The sequence below is a fragment of the Streptomyces sp. NPDC056231 genome, assembly GCF_048270745.1.
Classification (GTDB): Bacteria; Actinomycetota; Actinomycetes; order Streptomycetales; family Streptomycetaceae; genus Streptomyces.
Genome location: NZ_JBLVKW010000005.1, coordinates 103609 through 124216, shown reverse-complemented (window position 1 = coordinate 124216; position 20608 = coordinate 103609). Strand labels below are relative to the sequence as shown.

At 70.5% G+C, this 20608-nt stretch carries 17 protein-coding genes and 1 pseudogene; 10 read left to right on the top strand and 8 right to left on the bottom strand.

Annotated elements, in window-relative coordinates; translation table 11 throughout:
• Nucleotides 1-22: 22 nt before the first annotated feature.
• The 4 genes from pcaB to ACNPQM_RS07025 form a co-directional block, all read right to left on the bottom strand.
• Complete coding sequence (gene pcaB / locus ACNPQM_RS07040) at nt 23-1375, bottom strand: 3-carboxy-cis,cis-muconate cycloisomerase (protein WP_418083307.1); 1353 nt, start codon at nt 1373-1375, stop codon at nt 23-25.
• The gene (pcaG, locus tag ACNPQM_RS07035; RefSeq protein WP_358860647.1) at nt 1372-1941 is read right to left on the bottom strand and encodes a protocatechuate 3,4-dioxygenase subunit alpha; all 570 of its coding nucleotides are present in this window, start codon (nt 1939-1941) and stop codon (nt 1372-1374) included. The genes pcaB and pcaG overlap by 4 nt, the downstream gene beginning before the upstream one ends.
• Nucleotides 1941-2708 (bottom strand): protocatechuate 3,4-dioxygenase subunit beta, encoded by a 768-nt coding sequence (pcaH, locus tag ACNPQM_RS07030; RefSeq protein WP_418083306.1) that lies wholly within the window; start codon nt 2706-2708, stop codon nt 1941-1943. The genes pcaG and pcaH overlap by 1 nt, the downstream gene beginning before the upstream one ends.
• A gap of 73 nt (nt 2709-2781) precedes the next feature.
• Complete coding sequence (locus tag ACNPQM_RS07025; RefSeq protein WP_418083305.1) at nt 2782-2934, bottom strand: hypothetical protein; 153 nt, start codon at nt 2932-2934, stop codon at nt 2782-2784.
• Nucleotides 2935-3072: 138 nt separating this feature from the next.
• On the opposite strand from ACNPQM_RS07025, the gene ACNPQM_RS07020 reads away from it, so the two are divergent.
• The 3 genes from ACNPQM_RS07020 to ACNPQM_RS07010 all read left to right on the top strand — a co-directional run bounded on the left by ACNPQM_RS07020 (nt 3073) and on the right by ACNPQM_RS07010 (nt 5847).
• Nucleotides 3073-3546: a MarR family winged helix-turn-helix transcriptional regulator gene (locus ACNPQM_RS07020; RefSeq protein ID WP_418083304.1), complete on the top strand. Its 474-nt coding sequence runs from the start codon at nt 3073-3075 to the stop codon at nt 3544-3546.
• A gap of 118 nt (nt 3547-3664) precedes the next feature.
• Nucleotides 3665-5344 carry an FUSC family protein gene (locus tag ACNPQM_RS07015; protein ID WP_418083370.1) on the top strand — a complete coding sequence of 560 codons (1680 nt, stop codon included), beginning with the start codon at nt 3665-3667 and terminating at the stop codon, nt 5342-5344.
• A complete protein-coding gene (locus ACNPQM_RS07010) occupies nt 5341-5847 on the top strand; it encodes a MarR family winged helix-turn-helix transcriptional regulator (RefSeq protein WP_418083303.1) in 507 nt (168 codons plus the stop codon). The genes ACNPQM_RS07015 and ACNPQM_RS07010 overlap by 4 nt, the downstream gene beginning before the upstream one ends.
• Before the next feature lie 285 nt (nt 5848-6132).
• On the opposite strand, the gene ACNPQM_RS07005 is transcribed toward ACNPQM_RS07010, so the two are convergent.
• The 4 genes from ACNPQM_RS07005 to ACNPQM_RS06990 all read right to left on the bottom strand — a co-directional run bounded on the left by ACNPQM_RS07005 (nt 6133) and on the right by ACNPQM_RS06990 (nt 10694).
• Nucleotides 6133-6999 carry a YwqG family protein gene (locus ACNPQM_RS07005; protein WP_418083302.1) on the bottom strand — a complete coding sequence of 289 codons (867 nt, stop codon included), beginning with the start codon at nt 6997-6999 and terminating at the stop codon, nt 6133-6135.
• Nucleotides 7000-7214: 215 nt separating this feature from the next.
• The gene (locus ACNPQM_RS07000; protein WP_418083301.1) at nt 7215-9386 is read right to left on the bottom strand and encodes an NB-ARC domain-containing protein; all 2172 of its coding nucleotides are present in this window, start codon (nt 9384-9386) and stop codon (nt 7215-7217) included.
• Between the two features lie 367 nt (nt 9387-9753).
• Nucleotides 9754-10212, bottom strand: coding sequence for a hypothetical protein (locus ACNPQM_RS06995; protein ID WP_418083300.1), 459 nt, complete (start codon nt 10210-10212; stop codon nt 9754-9756).
• Nucleotides 10213-10517: 305 nt separating this feature from the next.
• Complete coding sequence (locus tag ACNPQM_RS06990; RefSeq protein WP_418083299.1) at nt 10518-10694, bottom strand: hypothetical protein; 177 nt, start codon at nt 10692-10694, stop codon at nt 10518-10520.
• 226 nt (nt 10695-10920) lie between these two features.
• Between ACNPQM_RS06990 and ACNPQM_RS06985 the strand changes: the two genes are divergently transcribed.
• The 7 genes and pseudogenes from ACNPQM_RS06985 (at nt 10921) to fusA (ending at nt 19682) form a co-directional block, all read left to right on the top strand.
• Nucleotides 10921-12525, top strand: coding sequence for a sensor histidine kinase (locus ACNPQM_RS06985; protein WP_358861619.1), 1605 nt, complete (start codon nt 10921-10923; stop codon nt 12523-12525).
• Complete coding sequence (locus ACNPQM_RS06980; RefSeq protein ID WP_418083298.1) at nt 12522-12929, top strand: roadblock/LC7 domain-containing protein; 408 nt, start codon at nt 12522-12524, stop codon at nt 12927-12929. Before ACNPQM_RS06985 ends, ACNPQM_RS06980 begins: the two co-directional genes overlap by 4 nt.
• Nucleotides 12926-13297: a DUF742 domain-containing protein gene (locus ACNPQM_RS06975; RefSeq protein WP_358861617.1), complete on the top strand. Its 372-nt coding sequence runs from the start codon at nt 12926-12928 to the stop codon at nt 13295-13297. Before ACNPQM_RS06980 ends, ACNPQM_RS06975 begins: the two co-directional genes overlap by 4 nt.
• Entirely contained in the window at nt 13278-13892 is a 615-nt protein-coding gene (locus tag ACNPQM_RS06970) for a GTP-binding protein (RefSeq protein WP_418083297.1), read from the top strand. Before ACNPQM_RS06975 ends, ACNPQM_RS06970 begins: the two co-directional genes overlap by 20 nt.
• 66 nt (nt 13893-13958) lie before the next feature.
• Nucleotides 13959-15500: a cytochrome P450 gene (locus ACNPQM_RS06965; protein ID WP_418083296.1), complete on the top strand. Its 1542-nt coding sequence runs from the start codon at nt 13959-13961 to the stop codon at nt 15498-15500.
• A gap of 183 nt (nt 15501-15683) precedes the next feature.
• Nucleotides 15684-17030, top strand: a complete 1347-nt coding sequence (locus tag ACNPQM_RS06960) for a 6-phospho-beta-glucosidase (protein WP_418083295.1) — start codon at nt 15684-15686, stop codon at nt 17028-17030.
• Nucleotides 17031-17590: 560 nt separating this feature from the next.
• A pseudogene (gene fusA, locus ACNPQM_RS06955) lies at nt 17591-19682 on the top strand (elongation factor G).
• The last annotated feature ends 926 nt before the right edge of the window (nt 19683-20608 follow it).

The following is a 20608-nucleotide window of genomic DNA, read 5'->3' as shown; positions in this document are numbered from 1 at the left end:
GGAATGCGGTCGGGCGGGGAAGTCAGCGGCGGTCCAGTGCGCGGTCGGTGAGGGGGCCCGCGGATCCGGTGTACCGGGCGGGGTCGGTCAGTTCGGCCAGATCGAGACCGGCGAGCTCCGGCTCCTCGTCCAGGACGTCGAAGAGCACATCGGAGAGGTCGGTCGTCTCGGACCGGGCCCGGTCCGCCGCGCCCGCCAGGACGTCCTTGGCGCGGGCCCGGCCGATGCGTTCGGCGAATGCGGCGGCCAGCCGCTCCGAGACGATCAGACCGTCGGTGACGTGGAGGTTCTCCAGCATGGCGTAGGGGACGATCCGGAGTCCCGCCGCGAGTTCGGCGCCGTCCCGCGCGGCGCCGCCGACGAGCCGCAGCAGATCGCGCAGCGGCTCCCACTCGGCGTGCCACGCCCCGGCGGGCCGCTCGTCCTCGGCGGCCAGCGAGCCGTACAGCGTGGCCGCCAGGCCGGGCGCCCGTCGGGCGGCGGCCGCGATCAGCGTGGCGCGCACCGGATTCGCCTTGTGCGGCATGGCGGACGAACCGCCGGCCTGGCCCTCCTCGACCTCGCCGATCTCGGTACGGGACAGCGTGAGCACATCGACCGCTGTCTTGCCGAGCGCGCCCGCGGTGAAGGCGAGCGCCCCGGCCAGATCGGCGACCGGGGTGCGCAGGGTGTGCCAGGGCAATACGGGTTCCACCAGGCCGAGTTCGCGTGCGTACGCGGCGACGAGGGCGAGTCCGTCCGCGCTCTTCTCCTCGAAGGAGAAGGCGGAGAAGGCGGCCAGGGTCCCCGCCGCACCTCCGAGTTGGACGGGGAGGGAATCCCGTACGGAAGCCAGCCGGTCCCGCGCGTCGAGGATCAGCGCACGCCACCCGGAGACCTTGAGCCCGAATGTGGTCGGCACGGCGTGCTGCGTGAGCGTACGGCCCGCCATCGGTGTATCGCGGTGCGCGGCGGCATGCCGCGCCAGCTCGTCCGCCGCCCGCACCAGATCGTCGAGCACCCCGGACAGTGTGCGTGAGGCGACGAGCATCGCCGCAGTGTCCAGGATGTCCTGGCTGGTCGCACCCCGGTGCACATACGGCCGGACCTCCTCGGGTACCGCGGCTGTGAGGTCGGCGACCAGGGGGATGGCCGGGTTGCCGCCGGAGCGTGCCCGGAGCGCCAGGTCCCGTACGTCGAAGCGGTCGGCGTCCGCCGCCTGCGTCACCGCCCGCCCGGCCTCCGCCGGGGCGAGCCCGCATGCGGACTGGGCGCGGGTCAGCGCCGCCTCGGCGTCGAGCATGGCCTGCAGGACGGCGCGGTCGCCGGTGCTGGCCTCGGCAGGGGCGCCGGCCCGCCCGGGGGCGAGCAGGCCGACATCGCTCTCGTACGTCACATGAACTCCAGGAAGACCGTTTCGCCGGCGCCCTGCAGGCGGATGTCGAACCGGTGGGTGCGCCGGTCCGTGGGCGTCGCGATCAGTGTGGCCCGGCGTTCCGCGTCCAGCGACTCCAGCAGCGGGTCACCGGCCGGTACGGCGCCGTCGGCGGCCCTCAGATAGATCCGCGTGTACAGGTGGTGGAGCAGCCCGCGGGCGAAGACGGCGACCGAGAGATACGGGACACCGCCCGGCGGCAGGGTCCGTACCGCCCATTGGCCGTCGGCGTCGGTCGGGACGCGGCCGAAGCCGGTGAATCCGACGCCGTCGCGGCCGATGACCCGGCCGGTGACCGGGTCGTGCCGCAGCGAGCCGGGGCGGCCGGTGCGCGAGCCGTCGGGGGCGGGCTGCCAGATCTCGATCAGCGCGTCGGGGACGGGGTCACCGTTGCCGTCGAGCACCAGCCCGTGCACGGTGATCGTGTCCGGATGGCTGAGCGGGGCGATGTCGCCGCCGCCGGCGAACGGCAGCGCGTACCCGTAGAACGGGCCGACGGTCTGGGACGGGGTCGGGGCGTGGGTCATCAGTGGTGGCCTTCCTCGATCCAGGTGGCGGACGGTCCGTCGAGAACGATGTCCCAGCGGAAACCGAGCGACCACTCGGCGACCGAACGGTCGTGGTCGTACGTCGCGACGAGCCGCTCCCGGGCGGCCGGGTCGGTGACGGACTGGAGAATCGGGTCGTACGGGAAGATCGGGTCGCCCGGGAAGTACATCTGGGTGACCAGGCGCTGGGTGAACGCTGTCCCGAAGAGCGAGAAGTGGATGTGCGCGGGGCGCCAGGCGTTGTCGTGGTTGCGCCACGGGTAGGCGCCGGGCTTGACGGTGGTGAAGCTGTAGCCGCCGTCGTCGTCGGTCAGGCAGCGGCCGAACCCGGTGAAGTTGGGGTCCAGGGGCGCCGGGTGCTGGTCGAGCTGGTGCGCGTACCGCCCCGAGGCGTTGGCCTGCCACACCTCGACCAGCTGTCCGCGGACCGGGCGGCCCTCCCGGTCCAGGATCCGGCCGGAGACGGTGATGCGTTCACCGAGCGGCTCGCCCCGGTGCTGCCGGGTCAGATCGCTGTCGAGCGCGGTGACGTCCGTGACGCCGAAAGCGGGTCCGGACAGCTCGACGGCCTCGGGATCGGCCAGCGGGATGAGGGGCCGGTGCGGGTGGCGATAGTGGCTGCTGCGGTACGGAGGGTAGTCGCGCGGCGGATGGTGCGCGCCGACGGGCGCGGCGGCGTCGACCTTGGCGACCTCGGCGTCGATGTCCCGCTGACTCAGCCCGTCGGGCAGGGGATAGGTGGTCATGTCGGGGTTTGTCATGTCGCGGCTCCGGAGACGGTTGGATTCCGAGGGGAACGAGGCGCGCCGGACGCCCGGGTCACGCGGCCTCGAGGGCGCGCAGCGCGGTGAGCCCCCGGGGTGCGGGTGGCGCGGTGGTGCCGATCGTGTCGGCGGTGCAAGGCTTCCAGCGGGTGGCGCGCGCACCTGCTGCGTTGCGACACCGGGTGCAGCTCGGTGAGGACCAGCTCATCACCCTCTCCTCCGACACATTGCTCAGTGCACTGAGCATTTCTTGACGCGCCAGAAGCTATCGATGCTGGGGTAACAGGGTCAAGACCCTCAGTACACTGAGATCCTGTTGAGGGGCGAAGCAGGGAGGGTGATGTCCGTGTCCGCGGTCGACTTGAGCAGGCACCCCGGGCATCTGGCCCGCCGCCTCCAGCAGGCGCACCACCTGTTGTGGAACACGATGGTCTCGGAAGAGACGACCTCTCCGCAGTTCGCCGTGCTCAATGTCCTGATCGCCGAGCCCGGCCTCGATCAGCGCACGGTGGGGGAGCGGGTCGGACTCGACCGCTCCACCATCGCCGAGGTCGTCAGCCGGCTCTCGCGACGCGGGCTGCTGGACAAGGTGCGCGACCCGCAGGACGGCCGTCGCTCCCTGCTGCAGCTCACCGAGGACGGGCTGCGCACCCACCGCAGGATCTCCCTGCGGGCGGCCAGGATGAACCAGGTCTTCCTCGGCCCGCTCTCGGCCGAGGAGCAGACTGTCTTCTTCGATCTGCTGCGCCGGGTCTCGGGCGCGGCGGAGGGGCTCCGTAACCCTGAGGAGCCCCTCGGCGCAGGAACGTCCGGCCTCTGACGGCCGCGTACGCGAGAAAGAGTGAGCGCGGCCTTGAGGGTGCTCGACGACGTCGCTGTCGGGTGAAGTGTTTTACAGGTGTAATACCTGCTAATATATTTAAGTGAGTGATACAACCATGCAGGCCCGGCAGCCCTTCGTCCGTAGGCTTCCGCTGGCCCCCGCCCTGCGCCTGGCCCGTCCCTCGGACATGTGGTTCAAGCCGGCGCTGAGTGTGGTGGCTGCCTCCGCCGTGCCGAACCTGGTGCTCTTCGCTTTCGGTCGGCTCGACCTCGTCATGTACACGATGGCCGGTTCGCTCTGTGCGCTGTACGGCCACAACCTCCCGTACGCCCGCCGCGCCCGAACCGTCGCCGGAGTCGTCCTCGGCATGCTCGTCGGCATTGCGATCTCCCTGGTCACGGCCTCGCTCACCGACTCGACGGCCGTACTGATCGCCGTCGGCGCACTCCTCGCAGCCGGGCAGAAGGTGCTCTGTGACGCCACCCGCATCGGGCCTCCCGGCCATGTGATCTTCACGTTCGTCACCTCGGCCGCCCTCTTCGCCCCGCAGCACCTCGGCCAAATACCCGGGCACCTCGCGCTCACCGTGGCGGCGGGCGCGGTCGCCTGGCTGGTCACCGTCAGTCCCGCCCTGATCCGCCGGGAGGGCCCGGAGCGCCGTGCCACGGCCCGCGCGCTGAACGCCGCCGCTGCGTACGCCACCGACCCGGGACACCGCACCCGGCATGCCGCGGCCGCCGCCGTGCACGCCGGCTGGCAGACGCTGCTCGCCGCCGGGCGCCCCACTCCCGTACGCCGGGCGCTGGAACGGCTCCTCGTGCACGCCGAAGCCGCCCTCGCCGAAGGTGCCCTCGGGTCCCGCACCGCCGATCCCGACCGACTGCGTGCCTGGGCGGAGCAGGCCCGGACCCGTGGACCCGTCCCGACCCCGCCGCCCGCCCCCGGCACCGCCGAGGAGCTCTTCGGGATCGACGCCGAACGCGCCGCCCGGGGGACCGGCAGCCGTCGCGACGCCCGCCGGGCACTGCTGCGCGCGCTCGCCCCTGGCTCCCCGCTGCTGCCCATCGCCGCCCGTACCCTCATCGGCTGCGCCCTCGCCGGATACGTCTCCATGGCCCTCGGCGTCGGCCGCCCCTACTGGGCGATCGTCACCGCGGCCTCCCTCTACCAGGCCAACGTCACGCTCTCCTGGAACCGAGCCCTGCAGCGCACCCTCGGCAACCTCATCGGCGTGCTCGTCTTCGCCGCCGTCCTTCCCCTCACCCGGACGGGGCCGCTGGCGCTCATCGGGTGCTGCCTCTTCTTCAACTTCGCCGCCGAGGCGCTGATCACCCGCAACTACTGGCTCGGCTCCATCGCCGTGACCCCGATGGCCCTCCTCGTCATCGAGTTCGGCGGCACCCATCCGGCCGGTGAACTCATTGGCGACCGGGTCCTGGACACCGTCATCGGCGCCGCCGTCGGACTGCTCGCCGCCATGGCCGTCACCAACCGCCGGGCCGCCGGGCGCCTGGAACAGGCCCTTGCCGCCACCGACCGGGCCCGCGCCCACGCCGCACGGACCCTGGCCGCCCCGGCACCCGCACCCGCCGCACTCGACGCCGCGCGTCGCGCGCTGACGGGATCGCTCGTCGAGCTGCGCGAGGCGGGCGACACCGCGGCGGGCGAATGGTGGCAGCGTGCCCTGCCCGAGGAGCGGGTGCTCGCGGCGGAGCAGGCCGGACACCGTACGCTCGCGGCGACAGCAACACGGCAGGGGCTGATCGTCCCCGCCCAGGAGAACGGAGCGGTGTGACCGACGACATCGTCGCCTCGGTGGTACGGCAGTGGCAGGCCGTCAACCCGGATCTGGACACCGGACCGATGGAACTCATCGGGCGTATCAACCGCTGCGCCGCCCTGCTCCAGCAGGCGGAGGACGCCCCGTTGCGCTCCGCCGGACTGAGCCGCGCCGAGTTCGACCTGCTCGGCGCGGTGCGCCGTACCAACCGTGAACTCACCCCCGGTGAACTGGCGAGGGAGACATTCTCCTCCGGCGCCGCTGTCACCAAACGCCTCCGGGGCCTCCAGGAGCGCGGCCTGGTCGACCGCCGCAGCGACGCCCGGGACCGCCGCGTCGCGCACGTCCGTCTCACCGACGAGGGGCGTGCCCTGGTCGACCAGTTGCTGCCCAGGCAACTGGCGTACGAACGCGCCGTGCTGTCCGGCCTCGACGAGCGGACCCGTGGCGAACTCAGCTCCCAGCTCAGCGAGTTGCTGGTCCAGCTGGAGGGACGTCTCGGCGGGGCCCGGCGCTGAACCGCGCGCCGGACCCCGCTCCGCGCGGGTGGACGACGGCCATCAGACGGCCTGCTCCGGCCGTCGGTCCACCCACGGGTGCACGGCCCGGATCAGCGCACACACTGCCGCGGCAGCCCGCGCGAACTCGTCCACCGCCGGCGGCATCAGAACGATCAGGACGCATCCGATGCCGTGGGTGTACCGTGCGCATTCGCCGAGATCCTCACCACATGCTCCGGCCGGCACCTCAAGGACGGGGTCACCGCAGCATGGAGGGATGTCAGGCGGGAGGTGCGGCGGCCATCAGCTGCACTGCCAGGTGAACATCGTCCGATCGAAGCGTCGCGCGGCCAGGTCCTCCGGGCGGATCAGCCAATACAGGGCTCCGGCATCGCCCCACATCATGTCCGCGGCGTCGTCGCTGTCGAACTGGGCCAGCAGGACCCAAGCGGCCGCCTCCTTGGACAGGCGCGGGTCGTCCCAGGGCACCTCGCCGTCCAGGACCGCCTCCGCGATCTCGATCTCCACCGGGTTCTGCACCGAGTGAGGGTGGCCGCCGATCTGGTGCCCTACCTCGTCGTCGAACCCCCACAGTGCGTCGAGGAACTCCTGCGAGCAGACGGGATGGTCGTACCGGTTCCGTAGCGGGGCACCCGGAGCGAAGGCGGCCCGGACGGACGGATGCCAGGGCTCGGTCGCTGTCATCTCCACCCGGGCGGCCAGTGGCACCATCGGATACGGCTTGAGCCCGGCAGGCGTCCCACACTCCGCCACCTTCTCGTCAGCCGCCACGTAGAGCACGCGGGCGCCTGCCCAGCTCGCCCGGTCCTCGGCCAGAACGAGAGCATCCCCGTCGTCCAACTGCCCGTCGAAGTAGAAGAACAGCAGCGCTCCTGCCTCGGGAAGATCGATGTCCAGGGCAGCCGTCGGTAGGCGTGCACAGTCGATCGAGGCAACGAAAGAGAGCGGACCGTGCTCATTCCACACCGGCCACTCCACGTCGACCGGCAACGACGGGAGGCCGCCGAGCCGGCCGACGCCGTCGTCGGAGCCGGCCGCTGCCTCCAGGCGCACACCAGGGCGCAGCAGACCGACCCACTTCCCGGCAATGTCCGGTGAAAGATGCTGCAAGGCGAGAGCCCGAAGGGCATCCGGGGAACCATGTGTCATGCGCCCGATCATCCACGGTGCCACCGACAGAGATCTCGAGGGCCCCCTCGCGGCACGCTCACCGGCCAAGCCCGTGGTCGTGGACCCCGAGACAACGGTCACACCCCTCCCTCCCAGTGCCACCGCTCCTTGACCTCGCCGAGGTCAAGAGTTCGCGGACCCTCTTCAGGCCGGCCTTCCGACGTGCGATCATTCCCGCCGGCCTGGGGAAAGGTCTACGGCTCGCCCCTGGTGACCCGTTCCCGCCAGCCGGCGAGGTTGTTTCGGGTGTTGAGGATGTGGGGGTCGTCGGGGTCGAGGACACGTAGCTGGTGCTCCAGCAGCGCGGCGAAGGCTTCGGCGGCGCCGGCTGGATCCCCCGCGTGCCCCTGCCAGTAGGCGAGGTTGTGGCGAGTGACGAAGGTGTCGGGGTGATCGGGGCCGACGACCAGTACCTGGTGCTCCAGCAGCGCGGCGTACGCTTCGGCGGCGCCGGCTGGATCCCCCGCGTACCCCTGCCAGTTGGCGAGGTTGTTTCGGGCGATCAGGGTCTCTCGGTGGTCGGGGCCGAGCACCCGTAGGCAGTCGTTCACCAGTGCGGCGAAGGCTTCGGCGGCGCCGGCTGGATCCCCCGCTTCCCCCCGCCAGAAGGCGAGGCTGTGGCGGGTGGCGAGGGTGACGGGGTCGTCGGGGCCGAGTACCCGCAATCGGTTGTCCAGCAGGGTGGCGAGGGTCTCGGCGGCGCCGGCTGGGTCCCCCGCCCAACCCTGCTGACTCGCGAGGCTGTGGCGAGTGGCGAGAGTGTCGGGGTCATCGTGACCGAGCACTCGAACGTAATCGTTCAGCAGCGCGGCGAAGGCGTCGGCGGCCCCGGCTGAATCACCTGCATGCCCACGCCAGAAGGCAAGTTGGAAGCGGACACCGAGCGTGCTCCGGTGGTCATGGCCGAGGTGACGGTTGGCTGCCGCGGCAAACTGCTGGTAATGGGCGATCGCGGCGCTGACCTGTCCGGACTCGCCCAGGCTGCTGCCGATCCGGTCGAGCACCGCGCTGACGTCGGGCCGGTAGAGACATCCGGCTTGCTCGGTGCAGGAGATCAGCGCAGTGGTGCAGGTGCGCAGGGCCTGAGCGAGGGCGGTGTCGCGTTCGATGTTCGGCCAGGCCGCCAGCAGGGCCTTGCCTGCCGCGTGGGCGGTCTGCTCGTACCGCTCGGGGGTGAGGGTGTCACGGGTGGCGCGCTGGACGATCTGGTGAACGCGCACCGCCTGGTCGGCTTCGTCGGCCGACGGTGCGGTGAGGAGGCTGAGGCGGTGCAGCGCCCGCAGCGCGCCCTGCGCGTCATCGGCCGTTACCGACGTACCGGCGTGCGCGGCCAGGTAGGCCAGGGCAGGGTCGCTGGTCAGGACGGCGGCCGGGATACCGTTCGAGGCGAGGAAGGCGGTCAGTTCCAGCATGGGGCGGGCGAGCCCGGCGGGGCGGAGCTGGTCGGCGTACTCCACCGACAAGCTCCAGGCGGCGGCCATGGTGTCGGGCTGGTCGTCGGGCAGGGCGTCCGGGCTGAGATCTTCGAGCCTGCGCACCTGCCGCGCCAACTGCTCCCGGTACGCGCTCACGCGGATACCGGCGTCCGCGATGTACGCCGCCGCCTGCGAAAGAGCGAGCGGCAGACACCCCAAGTCGGCTCCTAATGCGGCGAGTTCGGTGTCGGACTCGTTCCGCCCGCTGGCGGCCAGTACGTCCGTCAGGTAGGCGACGGCTTCGTCGGGCGTGAACACCCCGACCTCGACGAGCCGTCTGCCCCCTCGAAGGAGAGCTGCGTCGCGGCGCCGCGTAGTCACCAGTGTCCGGCCGTGCGCCACGGCGGGCGGCCACAGACCGGTGAGGTCGTTCGGGTCGGCGACGTCATCGAGGACGACCAACCACTTGGGCCGTCCCGCATGCAGCCACGCGAGGAACGTAGCGGCAGCCTGCTGAGGATCGGCCAGGTCCGCCCCGCACACCTGCGCGCCTGCTTGCGCGAATGCCGCCACAATCGCGTCGCGCCTGGTCGCGCTCACCCACACCAGCAGATCAACGCCGCTGCCGCCGTTCCACGCCTGCTCGGCATAGTCGGCGGCAAGCTGCGTCTTACCGACCCCGCCCATCCCCGTCAGCACCTGGCACAGCACCACGGTCCCGCCGCTGGTGGCTGCGTCCCGCAGCCGGGAGCGCTCGGCCCGCTCCTGAAAAGCCCCCGCTCGCGGCGGGATCTTCCCCACCATCTGCGGCCACGGCACCGGCTCCCGGACAGGAGGGTGCACGTGCCGGTGCTGGTGAACCTCGCCGATCCGCTGCGCGGCGATCGAGCCGTCCTCGGCATGGATCTCGATGTTCCCACCCGCGGCCGCGCTACCGCCTGTCGCGCTCACTGAACCTGGTAACCCGTCAGAGGCGGACTCCCGCTCTTCACCCATCCGAAGCACCCCACAATCCAGTGACGACACAACGACTGTAGGACGCCATCCGACACACTGGCCCAGCATTCCGTCACCCCGACGCGGCCCGGCTGACCACCGGCCAAGGCACGTGGAGCGCCCGTTGCGTGGAAACACGCACGGCGGGTGCGGCGGGCGGGTCGGGGAAACGGACTGGTCGCAAGGCCAGTACCGCGCCCCGGCCCGACCCAACCCAGCCGCAAATGGCGGTGATCAGTGCTCTGACCTGGTGGGTCGGGGCAGTTCTGCTGCGCTGGTCGACTTGGCGAGCGAGAGACGGCCGCGCTTGTACCGGGTGCGCTCAGTCCTGGTGCGGACCCGGCTGGGAACGGTTTTCCAGTGTCACATTCCCCATGGTCACAGCGGCGGCGGACCCGTGGTCGGCCTGGACGTTCACATTTCCGCCAACGGCCAGCCCACTCTGGCCGGCCGACACATTGCTGTGGGAGGTCTGTTGGGCCAGCAGGGTGCGCAGCTCATTGGCGACCCGGGCCCGCTCGATGTCCTCAAGACCTTCCAGCAGGGCCTCGATCCGGCCCTGCCATGCCGCCTCCTGACGGATACGTACCCGCTCCACCTCGGTCGCCTGAGCCGCCTCCAGCTCGGCCGCGGTCCGATCGAGGCGCTCCAGCTGGGCGTGCTCGCGCTGCGGATTTCCCCGACCGAACCAACGGGCCACCTGCTGGCGTACCCCTGTCCATGCGTCTGTGCCTGCGGCCTGCACCACTGCAGCGCCTCCCGCCGCAGCCAGCGCAGTCATTGCCTCCGACAGCATCCTCGCCCTTCCCCTGAGAGATCAGCCCGGAACTGGGGCACGCACCACACCGGTGCCTTCACCACCACGTCACTCCATCGGACACGCGCCGCCGTCGTCCCTGGTTCCGTCAAGAGAGCGGCCGTGACACGAGGGCCGGGCACCGAACCTGGGGTGAGATTCAGCCGGGCGTCCATGTCGAGATTCACCTCCCTGTGCGGGCGCGCCTGCTCGTTCTGCAGCAGCGTCCAGTGCTCAACCAGATCGTCAACGTCCAGCGACGTCCGAAGACATGATCGGGGGGTGACGGCTCAGACCGTCGTACAGCCGCCGTCCACGACGAGTTCGGTGCGAAACACGCCCTGGTCCAGGCCGTACGCGATGTCCTGCGGAGTACCGCGGTGTCCCAGCGGCGTGGAGTCCAGCATCCGTCGGGCGCAGGCGGCGGCCTCCGGGGACGGGGCGGCGGAGAGCGACCTGTTGAGCACAGGTGATCGTCACTCCTTGCGCACGACTGGAGGCGGTGCGTGCGAAAACTCGTGAGTGTATTACCGCGGGAACGCTCGCGCTGAGGGTTGGGTGAATGTGTCGAAGCGCTGTTTCGATCTGACTAAGCTCACGCGCAGTGAAGTCGAGTTGATATGAATTCGAGCGCTAGTTCCGTCGTGCCCTGCATATACGTATGCATCCCGAATCAACCGCCAGAGGTCTTAGATGGCTCGTGTTGAATCACCCCCGATCCACCGAGAAATCCCCCTTGTCCGAGCCGCGTTGCTCCCCGTGCTTCTGGCGGCCGGCGCGACCGCCGCAGCCGCGGCGCTGGTCTCCGGGGCCGCCCGGATGCCAGTCGTCTGGTGCGGTGCGGTCGCCACCGTCGTGATCGCCTCGCTCGCCGTCGCGCTGGCCCGCCGCGCCCGCGCGATGCGCAGGCAGCGCGCGGAGTACGAGCAGCGCCTCGCCGTCCTGGAGCGCCGCCTCGCCACCCATGACGAAGAGACCGTCCGGATCAACAAGGAGCTCCTCCCGGCCGCGATCCACCGGCTCCGCGTGGGCAACTCGCCCGACGAGGTGCTGCGCGACGTCGTCGACGCCGACGAGGTCTACCGCGACCTTCCCGACGCCCAACGCGCCCTTGTCCGCTCGGTGCTGAACATCATCGACAACGAAGAAGCGATGCGGGACTCCGCGCAGCGCGCCTTTGTCAACGTCGCCCGACGTGTCCAGGCGATCGTCCACCGGCAGGCCAGCGAGCTGCGGGAGATGGAGGAGCACCACGGGCGCAACCCCGATGTCTTCGACGACCTGCTCCGCATCGACCACGGCACCGCGCTGATCGGCCGGCTCGCCGACTCCATCGCGGTGCTCGGGGGCGCCCGCCCCAGCCGTCAATGGCCCAAGCCCGTACCGCTGTTCAGTGTGCTGCGCGGTGCGATGTCCCGGATCCTCGAATACCCGCGCGTCGACCTGCACTCGATTGCCAAGGTCGCCGTCGTCGGCACCGCCGTCGAACCGCTCATCCACGCCTGCGCCGAGCTCCTCGACAACGCCACCCGCTACTCGCCGCCGCAGACCCGGGTGCACGTCACCGCGGTCGAGGTCCAGACCGGCATCGCCATCGAGATCGAGGACGGCGGCGTCAGCCTCAGCGAGGAGGCCCGTGCGCGGGCCGAGAACATGCTCGCCCGGGCCCAGGCCGGATCCAACATGAACGACCTCGGCGAGTCCCCCCGGCTCGGCATGGCCGTCGTCGGCCGGCTCTCCCGGATGTACGACCTCCAGGTCTCACTGCGACAGTCCGCCTACGGCGGTGTCCGCGCCGTACTCATCGTGCCCCGAGCCATGATCACCACCGGTCCCGCCCCGGGTATCGCCCACGGCATCGGCGCCACGTCGAGGCCCACCAGCGACATCGACCTGGCGGGCATGAAGCACGTCGTCCCGCCGCGCAGCAAGCACCGCAAGCCTCTCGCGGTGGAATCCCGCCCGGCCACCGGACCGGTCGCCTCCGACTCCCGGCCGGTAGCCGCGTCGTCGGCCATCGGCGACGACGCCCCCGTGGTGACGGAGTGGACCGCGGGCGGACTCCCGCAGCGCCGCAGCCGCGGCCGCGCGCCGCTGGGCTCGCACAATCTCCCCGCGCAGCCCGCCGCCCCGCCCTCGGGACAGCGCAACGTTCACGCGAACGGGAGCGACAGCGGAAAGGAGCAGCCCCCCGGGCTCTGGCTCGAGGCCTTCACCAACGCCGTCAACGGCGCGCCGCAGGAGCCGAAGACCGGCGAAGACACCCATGACGCGTGGGACAAGGGAGACCTGAAGTGATCCAGCAGCGGGGAAATATGGACTGGATGCTCAAGGAACTGGCCGACGACGTTCCGGACATCCATCAGATCGTGGTGCTCTCCGCGGACGGCCTGCGCATCGCCCAGCACGGCGGCGATCCCGATGTCGCCGACCGCCTGGCCGCCGCCTGCGCCGGACTGCAGAGTCTGGCAGCCGCCGTCGCCTCCGAAATCCCTCACAGCGAGGGCCTGATGCGGCTCGTCGTCATCGAAGTAACCGGCGGGTTCTTCTACTTGATGGCCGCGGGCACCGGTGCGTATCTCGCTGTCCTCGCTGGAGAGACAGTGGACGCGGGACTCGTGGGAGCACGGATGCGCGACATGGTCGCCCGGATCGGTGGCCATCTCTCGAGCCCGCCGCGTCATGACGGGCAGGCCGGATGAGCTCTCTCCGACGAGAACGCCAGGAGACTGATCCGGTGCTGAGCGACCCGGAGCGGCTGTACGTCATCACCGGCGATCCCGACGGCGGCGGGCGGGCGGCGCTCGACCTGGTCACGATGGTCGTGGCGAAGGAGCAGCCGACGCCCACGCTCCAGCCCGAGCAGGCCGTGATCCTGCGGCTCTGCCAGGCACCGTTATCCGTGGCCGAGATCTCGGCCTACCTCAGCCTGCCGTTCAGCGTGGTGACCTCGCTCCTCACCGAACTTCTCGCGAGCGAACTGATCGAATCGCGCGCGCCCATCGTCCGCGCCACTCTCCCGGACAGGTCCCTTCTCGAAGCGGTGATGCATGGACTTCAGAAACTCTGACACGATCACCGGCCCCAGGACCGAGGACATCCTTCCGACCACGGCCACGGCCGCCGTGAAGGTGGTCGTCGTCGGCGGGTTCGGGGTCGGCAAGACGACCATGGTCGGTTCCGTCAGCGAGATCCGGCCCCTCACCACCGAAGAGACCATGACCCAGGCCGGGGTCGGCGTGGACGACAACTTCGGAGTGGAGAGCAAGACCGCCACCACGGTCGCCATGGACTTCGGCCGGATCAGCATCAGCGAGGAACTGATCCTCTACCTCTTCGGCACCCCGGGCCAGGAGCGCTTCTGGTTTCTGTGGAACGGTCTCTTCGAGGGCGCCCTCGGCGCCGTCGTCCTCATCGACACCCGGCGTCTCGAGGTCAGCTTCGACGTGATCGGACGCCTGGAAGAACGCGGTGTGCCTTTCGTCGTCGCCATCAACACCTTCCCGGACGCCCCGAAGCACCCCGTCGAGGCGTTGCGCAGCGCACTGGACCTGCCGGACGAGGTTCCGATGATCGACTGCGACGCCAGACTGCGCGGCTCCAGCCGCGATGTGCTGATGACCCTGATGCGCTATCTGCACAGCCTGGCCGTCCCGCGTGCCTGACCACCCCCGCTCGAACGCCGTCTGACCATTCGACTGATCCTTGGAAGCCTGATCCCTGGAGCGATCGTGACAACCCCTTTCCCTCACGAGCCCGGAGCGGCCGCGGGGCCGGTTCCGCCCCCCGAATGCCCGGCGCATGGACTCGGCGTCGGACCCGGCGGGCTGCGCCGGTTCTACGGCCCCGAGGCCGAGCGGGACCCGGCAGGGCTGTACGCCAAACTGCGCGCCGAACACGGCACGGTGGCGCCGATCCTGCTGCACGGAGACGTACCCGCCTGGCTGGTGCTCGGGCACAGCGAGAACCTGCACCTGACCCGCACTCCCTCGCAGTTCTCCCGCGACTCCCGGCGCTGGCGAGCCCTGCAGGACGGCAGCGTCGCCCCCGACCACCCGCTGGCCCCGATCTTCACCTGGCAGCCGGTCTGCGTCTTCGCCGACGGCGCCACCCACGAGCGCCAGCGCGGCGCGGTCACCGACAGCATGGCGCGCATCGACCACCGCGGCGTCCGCCGGCACATCAACCGCTACAGCAACCGGCTCGTCAACGAGTTCTGCCAGGACGGCCGTGTCGATCTGGTCGGTCAGTTCGCCGAGTGGCTGCCGATGATGGTGATGTGCGAGATTCTCGGCATGCCCGAGGAGTGCAACGACCGGATGGTGCAGGCCGCCCGCGACATGACCCGGGGCACGGCGACCGCCGTCGCGAGCAACACGTATGTGGTCGCCGCACTGAACCGGCTCGTCCGGCGTCGCCGGACCGCACCCGCCGACGACTTCGCCACCTGGCTCGTCGAGCATCCCGCGGGCATGACCGACACCGAGGTCACCGAGCATCTGCGACTGATCCTCATCGCCGCGTACGAGGCGACCGCCAACCTCATCGCCAATGTGCTGCGGATGGTCCTCACCGACCCGCGGTTCCGGGCCAGGCTCAGCGGCGGCCACATGACGGTGCCCGAGGCGGTCGAACAGACGCTGTGGGACGAGCCGCCGTTCACCGCGGTCTTCGGTCGCTGGGCGGTCGGCGACACGGAGCTGGGCGGGCAGCGGATCAAGGCGGGCGACGCACTGATCGTCGGCATCGCACCCGCCAATACGGACCCGGTGGTTCGGCCCGATCTGGCCGCGGACATGGAAGGCAACCGCGCGCACCTGGCGTTCAGTGGCGGACCCCACGAGTGCCCCGGGCAGGACATCGGACGGGCGATCGCCGATGCCGGCGTCGACGCCCTGCTGATGCGGCTGCCCGACCTCGAACTCGCCGTCGAGGAAAGCGAATTGAATTGGATCGGGAACGTCATGTCCCGGCATCTGCTGGAGTTGCCGGCCAACTTCGCGCCGCACTCGCCGAAGGATGACGAGCTGTCGTCGACGGGGCGGCGCAGACCGCCCCGTGACGACTCGGAGATGCAGTCGCGGGTCCCGCACACGACGCCCGCGCCCGTTCCGGTGGGGGTGGCCGCGCGGACCCGGCAGAGCCATGCCGGCGGCGAGCAGACCGATGCATCGCACCAGGGCGCGTCCGTCGGCCGGATCCCGCAGCAGCGCAGGCCGGCCGCACCGGCACGGTTGTGGCGTGCGGTGACACGGTGGTGGAGCGGCTACTGACCGGGCCGTCCGCGGGACGACATGCGACGGTCCGGTGGCCCGGTGCCCTTGGCTCCGGGCCACCGGTCTGCGCGATGCCGCCGTGGTGGCGGGCACGGCGACCAGGGCGTGTTTCGAAAGAAGCGTCGTCCGCCCGCCAGGGATTATGGGACAGCCCTTAGGTCCCCCGTACCATGCGGAAGCGTGAAGCTGACAATTCTGGGCGGCGGCGGATTCCGGGTCCCACTCGTGTACGGGGCGCTGCTCGCCGACCATGCCGAGGGCCGTGTCACCGCTGTCACCCTGTACGACACGGACTCCAACCGGCTCACCGCCATTGCCCGCGTCCTCGCCGATCAGGCCGAAGGGGTGCCGGACGCACCTGCAGTGCTTGCCACGACCGAGCTCGACGAGGCACTGCGCGGGGCCGACTTCATCTTCTCCGCCATCCGGGTCGGCGGTCTCGAAGGACGTGCCGCCGACGAAAGGGTGGCCCTCGACGAAGGCGTGCTCGGGCAGGAGACGGTCGGCGCGGGCGGCATCGCATACGGACTGCGCACCGTCCCCGTCGCCGTCGACCTTGCGCGGCACATCGCCCGGCTCGCCCCGCATGCCTGGGTCATCAACTTCACCAACCCGGCGGGTCTGGTCACGGAGGCGATGTCCCGGTACCTCGGCGACCGGGTCATCGGCATCTGCGACTCCCCGGTGGGCCTGGGCCGCCGGATTGCCCGGACCCTCGGCGTCGACCCGGAGCGGGCCCGGATCGACTATGCCGGCCTCAACCACCTGGGCTGGGTCCGCGGTCTGCACGTCGACGGCCGCGACGAACTGCCGCGCCTGCTCGCCGACCCGCACCTGCTCGGCTCGTTCGAGGAGGGAAAGCTCTTCGGTACCGACTGGCTGCAGTCACTCGGTGCGATCCCCAACGAGTACCTGCACTACTACTACTTCAACCGGGAAGCCGTCCGCGCCTACCAGGATGCGGAACAGACCCGTGGCGCCTTCCTCCGCGATCAGCAGGAGGGCTTCTACGCCCGGATGAAGGACCCGGCCGCTCCTGCCTTCCCGGCCTGGGACCGGACCCGCGCTGAGCGCGAGGCCACCTATATGTCGGAGAACAGAGAGGTTGCCGGGGTCGGCGAGCGCGACGAGAGCGATCTGGAGTCCGGTGGGTACGAGCAGGTGGCCCTCGCACTCATGCGGGCTGTCGCGCGTGACGAACGGACCTCGCTCATCCTCAATGTCCGTAACCGCACCACGCTCTCCGTGTTCGACGCCGACGCCGTTGTCGAAGTGCCGTGCCTCGTCGACGCGAACGGCGCCCGTCCGGTCAGCGTCGACCCCTTGCCGTACCACGCCGTCGGACTGGTCACCGCGGTCAAGGCCGTCGAACGTGGCGTTCTGGACGCGGCCGCGAGCGGCTCACGCGCGACCGCCGTGCAGGCCTTCGCACTGCACCCCCTCGTCGACTCGGTCTCGGTCGCCCGCCGGCTGGTCGACGGGTACACGGAGGTCCATCCCGGTCTCGCCTACCTGAAACGGCCTTGAGGTCCGGCCCTCTGCCTCCTGGTACCCGCCTTCGGGTTCATGCGCGCCCGAAGGCGGAGCCGGTGTGCGTCGTCGTTGATCCTCGTCCAGCTCGCCCCGGCATCGGTGGACCGGAACATTTGGCATACCCCGTCGATCTTCGCGCTGCATACGGCGACGAGCCTGCACGCGGCGTCGAACTCTTCGCAGAAAAAGTCGGTTTCTCTCCCGATCCCGGTTTCCTACACTGACCAGGAATCGCGCGCTACCACAACGACGCAGCGTGCGCCGTGACAAGTGAGGGGAGCCCGGCCGTGCGCTATCGCACCGCTGTTGTTGTTCCCCGGTCACGGTATGAGGTGATCCTGGTGTCTTCGTGCGCCCGGTGCCGGCTGCGCGGCCGGAACCGGATGTCCGTGACGAACACCTGACCCCTGTCAGTCCGGTGTCGAGTCGACGGGTCGGGAACATCCCGATGAGGTTGCGCGCCGCATCAGGGGTTCCGACGTGGCCTGACCGCGGGCCCATTCGTCCCGGGAATCGCGCTGCCCGCTCCGGATCACCCCGAAAGGCCATGGGCCGTGCGCACCAACCTGAACCGTCGTCTCACAAGCCCGCTGACCGGCGTCCGTAACCTCGGCATCCTCGCTCATGTCGATGCCGGCAAGACCACCATCACCGAACGGATCCTGTACGTCACCGGGTCCACGTACAAGCGTGGCGAGGTCCATGACGGGACGACCGTCACCGACTTCGACTCCCAGGAACGCGACCGTGGGATCACCATCTTCGCCGCTGCGGTGAGCTGTGCCTGGGACGGCCACCGGATCAATCTGATCGACACCCCGGGCCACGTCGACTTCTCCGACGAGGTGGAGCGCTCGCTGCGGGTGCTGGACGGCGCGATTGCGGTGTTCGACGCTGTCGCGGGAGTCGAGCCGCAGAGCGAGTCGGTGTGGCGGCAGGCCGATCGTCACGGGGTGCCGCGCATCGCCTTCGTCAACAAGCTGGACCGGGCCGGTGCCGACCTCGACACGGCGGTCGAGTCGATCCGGGCACGGCTGCATCCGGCCCCGCTGGTGGTCCAGTTGCCGATCGGAGCGGAGGACGGGTTCAGAGGGGTGGTGGATCTGCTGCGTATGCGGTCGCTGGTCTGGGCCCGCGACACGTTCGAGGAGGGCCCGGTGCCGGAAGCGCTGCGCGAGGAGGCGAACCGGCGTCGCCGGCTGCTGGAGGAAGCGGTGGCGGAACTCCACCCGGTCGCGCTGGAGGAGTTCTGTGCGGAGTCGACGGTCTCCGCGCAGACTCTGGCCTCCGCGCTGCGCGACCTGACCCGCACCGGTGACGGCGTGGTGGTGTTGTGCGGTTCGGCGTACCGCAACTGCGGGATCGAGCCGCTGCTGGAGGCCGCCGTGGCCTATCTGCCCTCGCCGCTGGACGTGCCGGCGGTACGCGGCACGCAGGGCGGCACGGAGCAGGAGCGGGCCGCCGACCCGGCGGCGCCGTTCGCGGCGCTGGTGTTCAAGGTGAATTCGACCGCCACAGGGCGGCTGACGTACCTGCGGGTGTATTCAGGAACGATCGAAAGGGGAGATCCGGTGCTGGACGTCGGCGCGCGGCGCACCGAGCGGATCGGCCGGATTCTGCGGGTCCAGGCCGACCACCACTCGGAGACGGGCCGGGCGGTGGCCGGGGACATCGTCGCGGTGGTCGGACTGAAGTCGGCCCGGGCCGGGGCCACGCTGTGTACACCCGCGGCTCCGCTGCTTCTCGAACCGCCGACCGTCGCCGACCCGGTGGTCTCCGTGGCGGTCGAGGCCCGCAGCCGCACCGATACGGACCGGTTGGTGTCGGCGCTGGCGCGGCTGGTCGAGGAGGATCCCTCGCTTGCGGTCAGGACCGACCGCGAGACGGGCCAGACGGTTCTGTCGGGGATGGGCGAATTGCATCTGGAGGTAGCGGTGGAGAAGATCCGGCGCGCCCATGGACTGGACGTCGGCATCGCGGCCGAGGGTGGCCTACCGGGAGACCGTTGCGCGTGGTGTGTCGGGGCTGGTGTACCGGCATGTCAAGCAGGACGGAGGCGCCGGCCAGTTCGCCCATGTCGTCCTCGACACGGAGCCACTGGAGGCCGCTCCGGACACGTCCGGTGACAACGGCAGCGGCAATGCAGTGGACTTCGTGTTCCGGTCGGCTGTCGCCGGTGGCAGGGTGCCGCAGGAGTTCGTCCGGGCGGTGGAGGCCGGCTGCCGGGATGCTCTTGCCGAGGGGCCTCTCGGCGGTCACCCGGTGACCGGGCTGCGGGTCACACTGACCGACGGAGCCACTCATGCGAAGGACTCCTCGGAGATGGCGTTCCGGACGGCCGGCCGGCTCGCACTTCGGGAGGCCCTGCGCGCCGGCGTCATGATGCTGCTGGAGCCGGTGGTCGAGGTCACGGTCACCGTGCCCGACGACGCCGTGGGCGGGGTGCTCGGCGACCTGGCGGCACGGCGGGGCCGGGTCTCGGGTTCGGTCGCACGCGCGGGTACGGCGGTGATCACCGCGACCGTGCCGCTGGCCGAATTGTTCGGCTACGCGACCCGGTTGCGCAGCCGGACCCAGGGCCGGGGGACTTTCACTACCCGTCCCACCGGCTTCGCCCCGGCGCCCGACGAGATTCCGTCCCGGTGACGTCACAGCCGGCCCCGCCCGAACCCGGGCGGGGCCGGCCCGGCCGTCGTACCCGCAGGGCCGGTCCTGTCGTTCCGGCGGCCGGTACGGCGCGCTCCGCCTGGCGCTCAGGACGAAGGCGGCGGGTCAGGCGCTGTCAGGCCAGCGGAACCCGAGCTCCTCGGCGCGCTCACGGCTGCCCCCGCACACCCGTGCGTAGGTGCGGCCGATCCAGTCGGCTCGCAGCCGCTGGTCCCGACTCACCTATCCGCACATGGACCCAGTACCCGACCAGGGCGGCGTGACCAGCCTTAGAGGAGCTGACAAAATGGGCGCCCGGCTCGCGGCGTCTGGCACGCACGCTCGCTGCGTTGCCGAAACGCCCTAGTAGCTCCATCCCCAAGCTCTCAGCTTCGTTCGAGCGGGGGAGACCTCATCCGAGGACCTTCCGGCGCCTTGCGATCGCACGCACCAGACGCCGCGAGCTGATCGGACTCCCATTTTGTCAGCTCCTCTTAGGATGCCCCTCACTCGCCAACCACGGGTGATAGTGCGTACGTCCCAGGACGTCCCCGCTGTGCACCGCCGCCACGGCACCAACCACGGGCGTGGAAAGGAGTGTGAGAAGCATCGGCCCGTAGCCGCCGTCGGAGGCGGCTGCCACAACGATGGTTTCACCGAGGTACATTGTGCCCGCGACACTGCCGGCGAGCAGCCCCCGCAAGGGAGCCCGGGCCGCAAGCCATTCGGGCGACAGAGCAAGCACCGCACCGGTTACCGCACCGAGCAGGACACCAACCCCCAGGCTCCCGCCCACGACGACAATGCCCCGTATGAGACCCGCCAGGGCGTCGTGCAGCCCCGTGCGAAGCCACATCACCGCGCCCACGAGTGCCACCGAGCCGAAGACTGCCGCTAGCACCGACCCGATCCGTACTCCGAGCCGG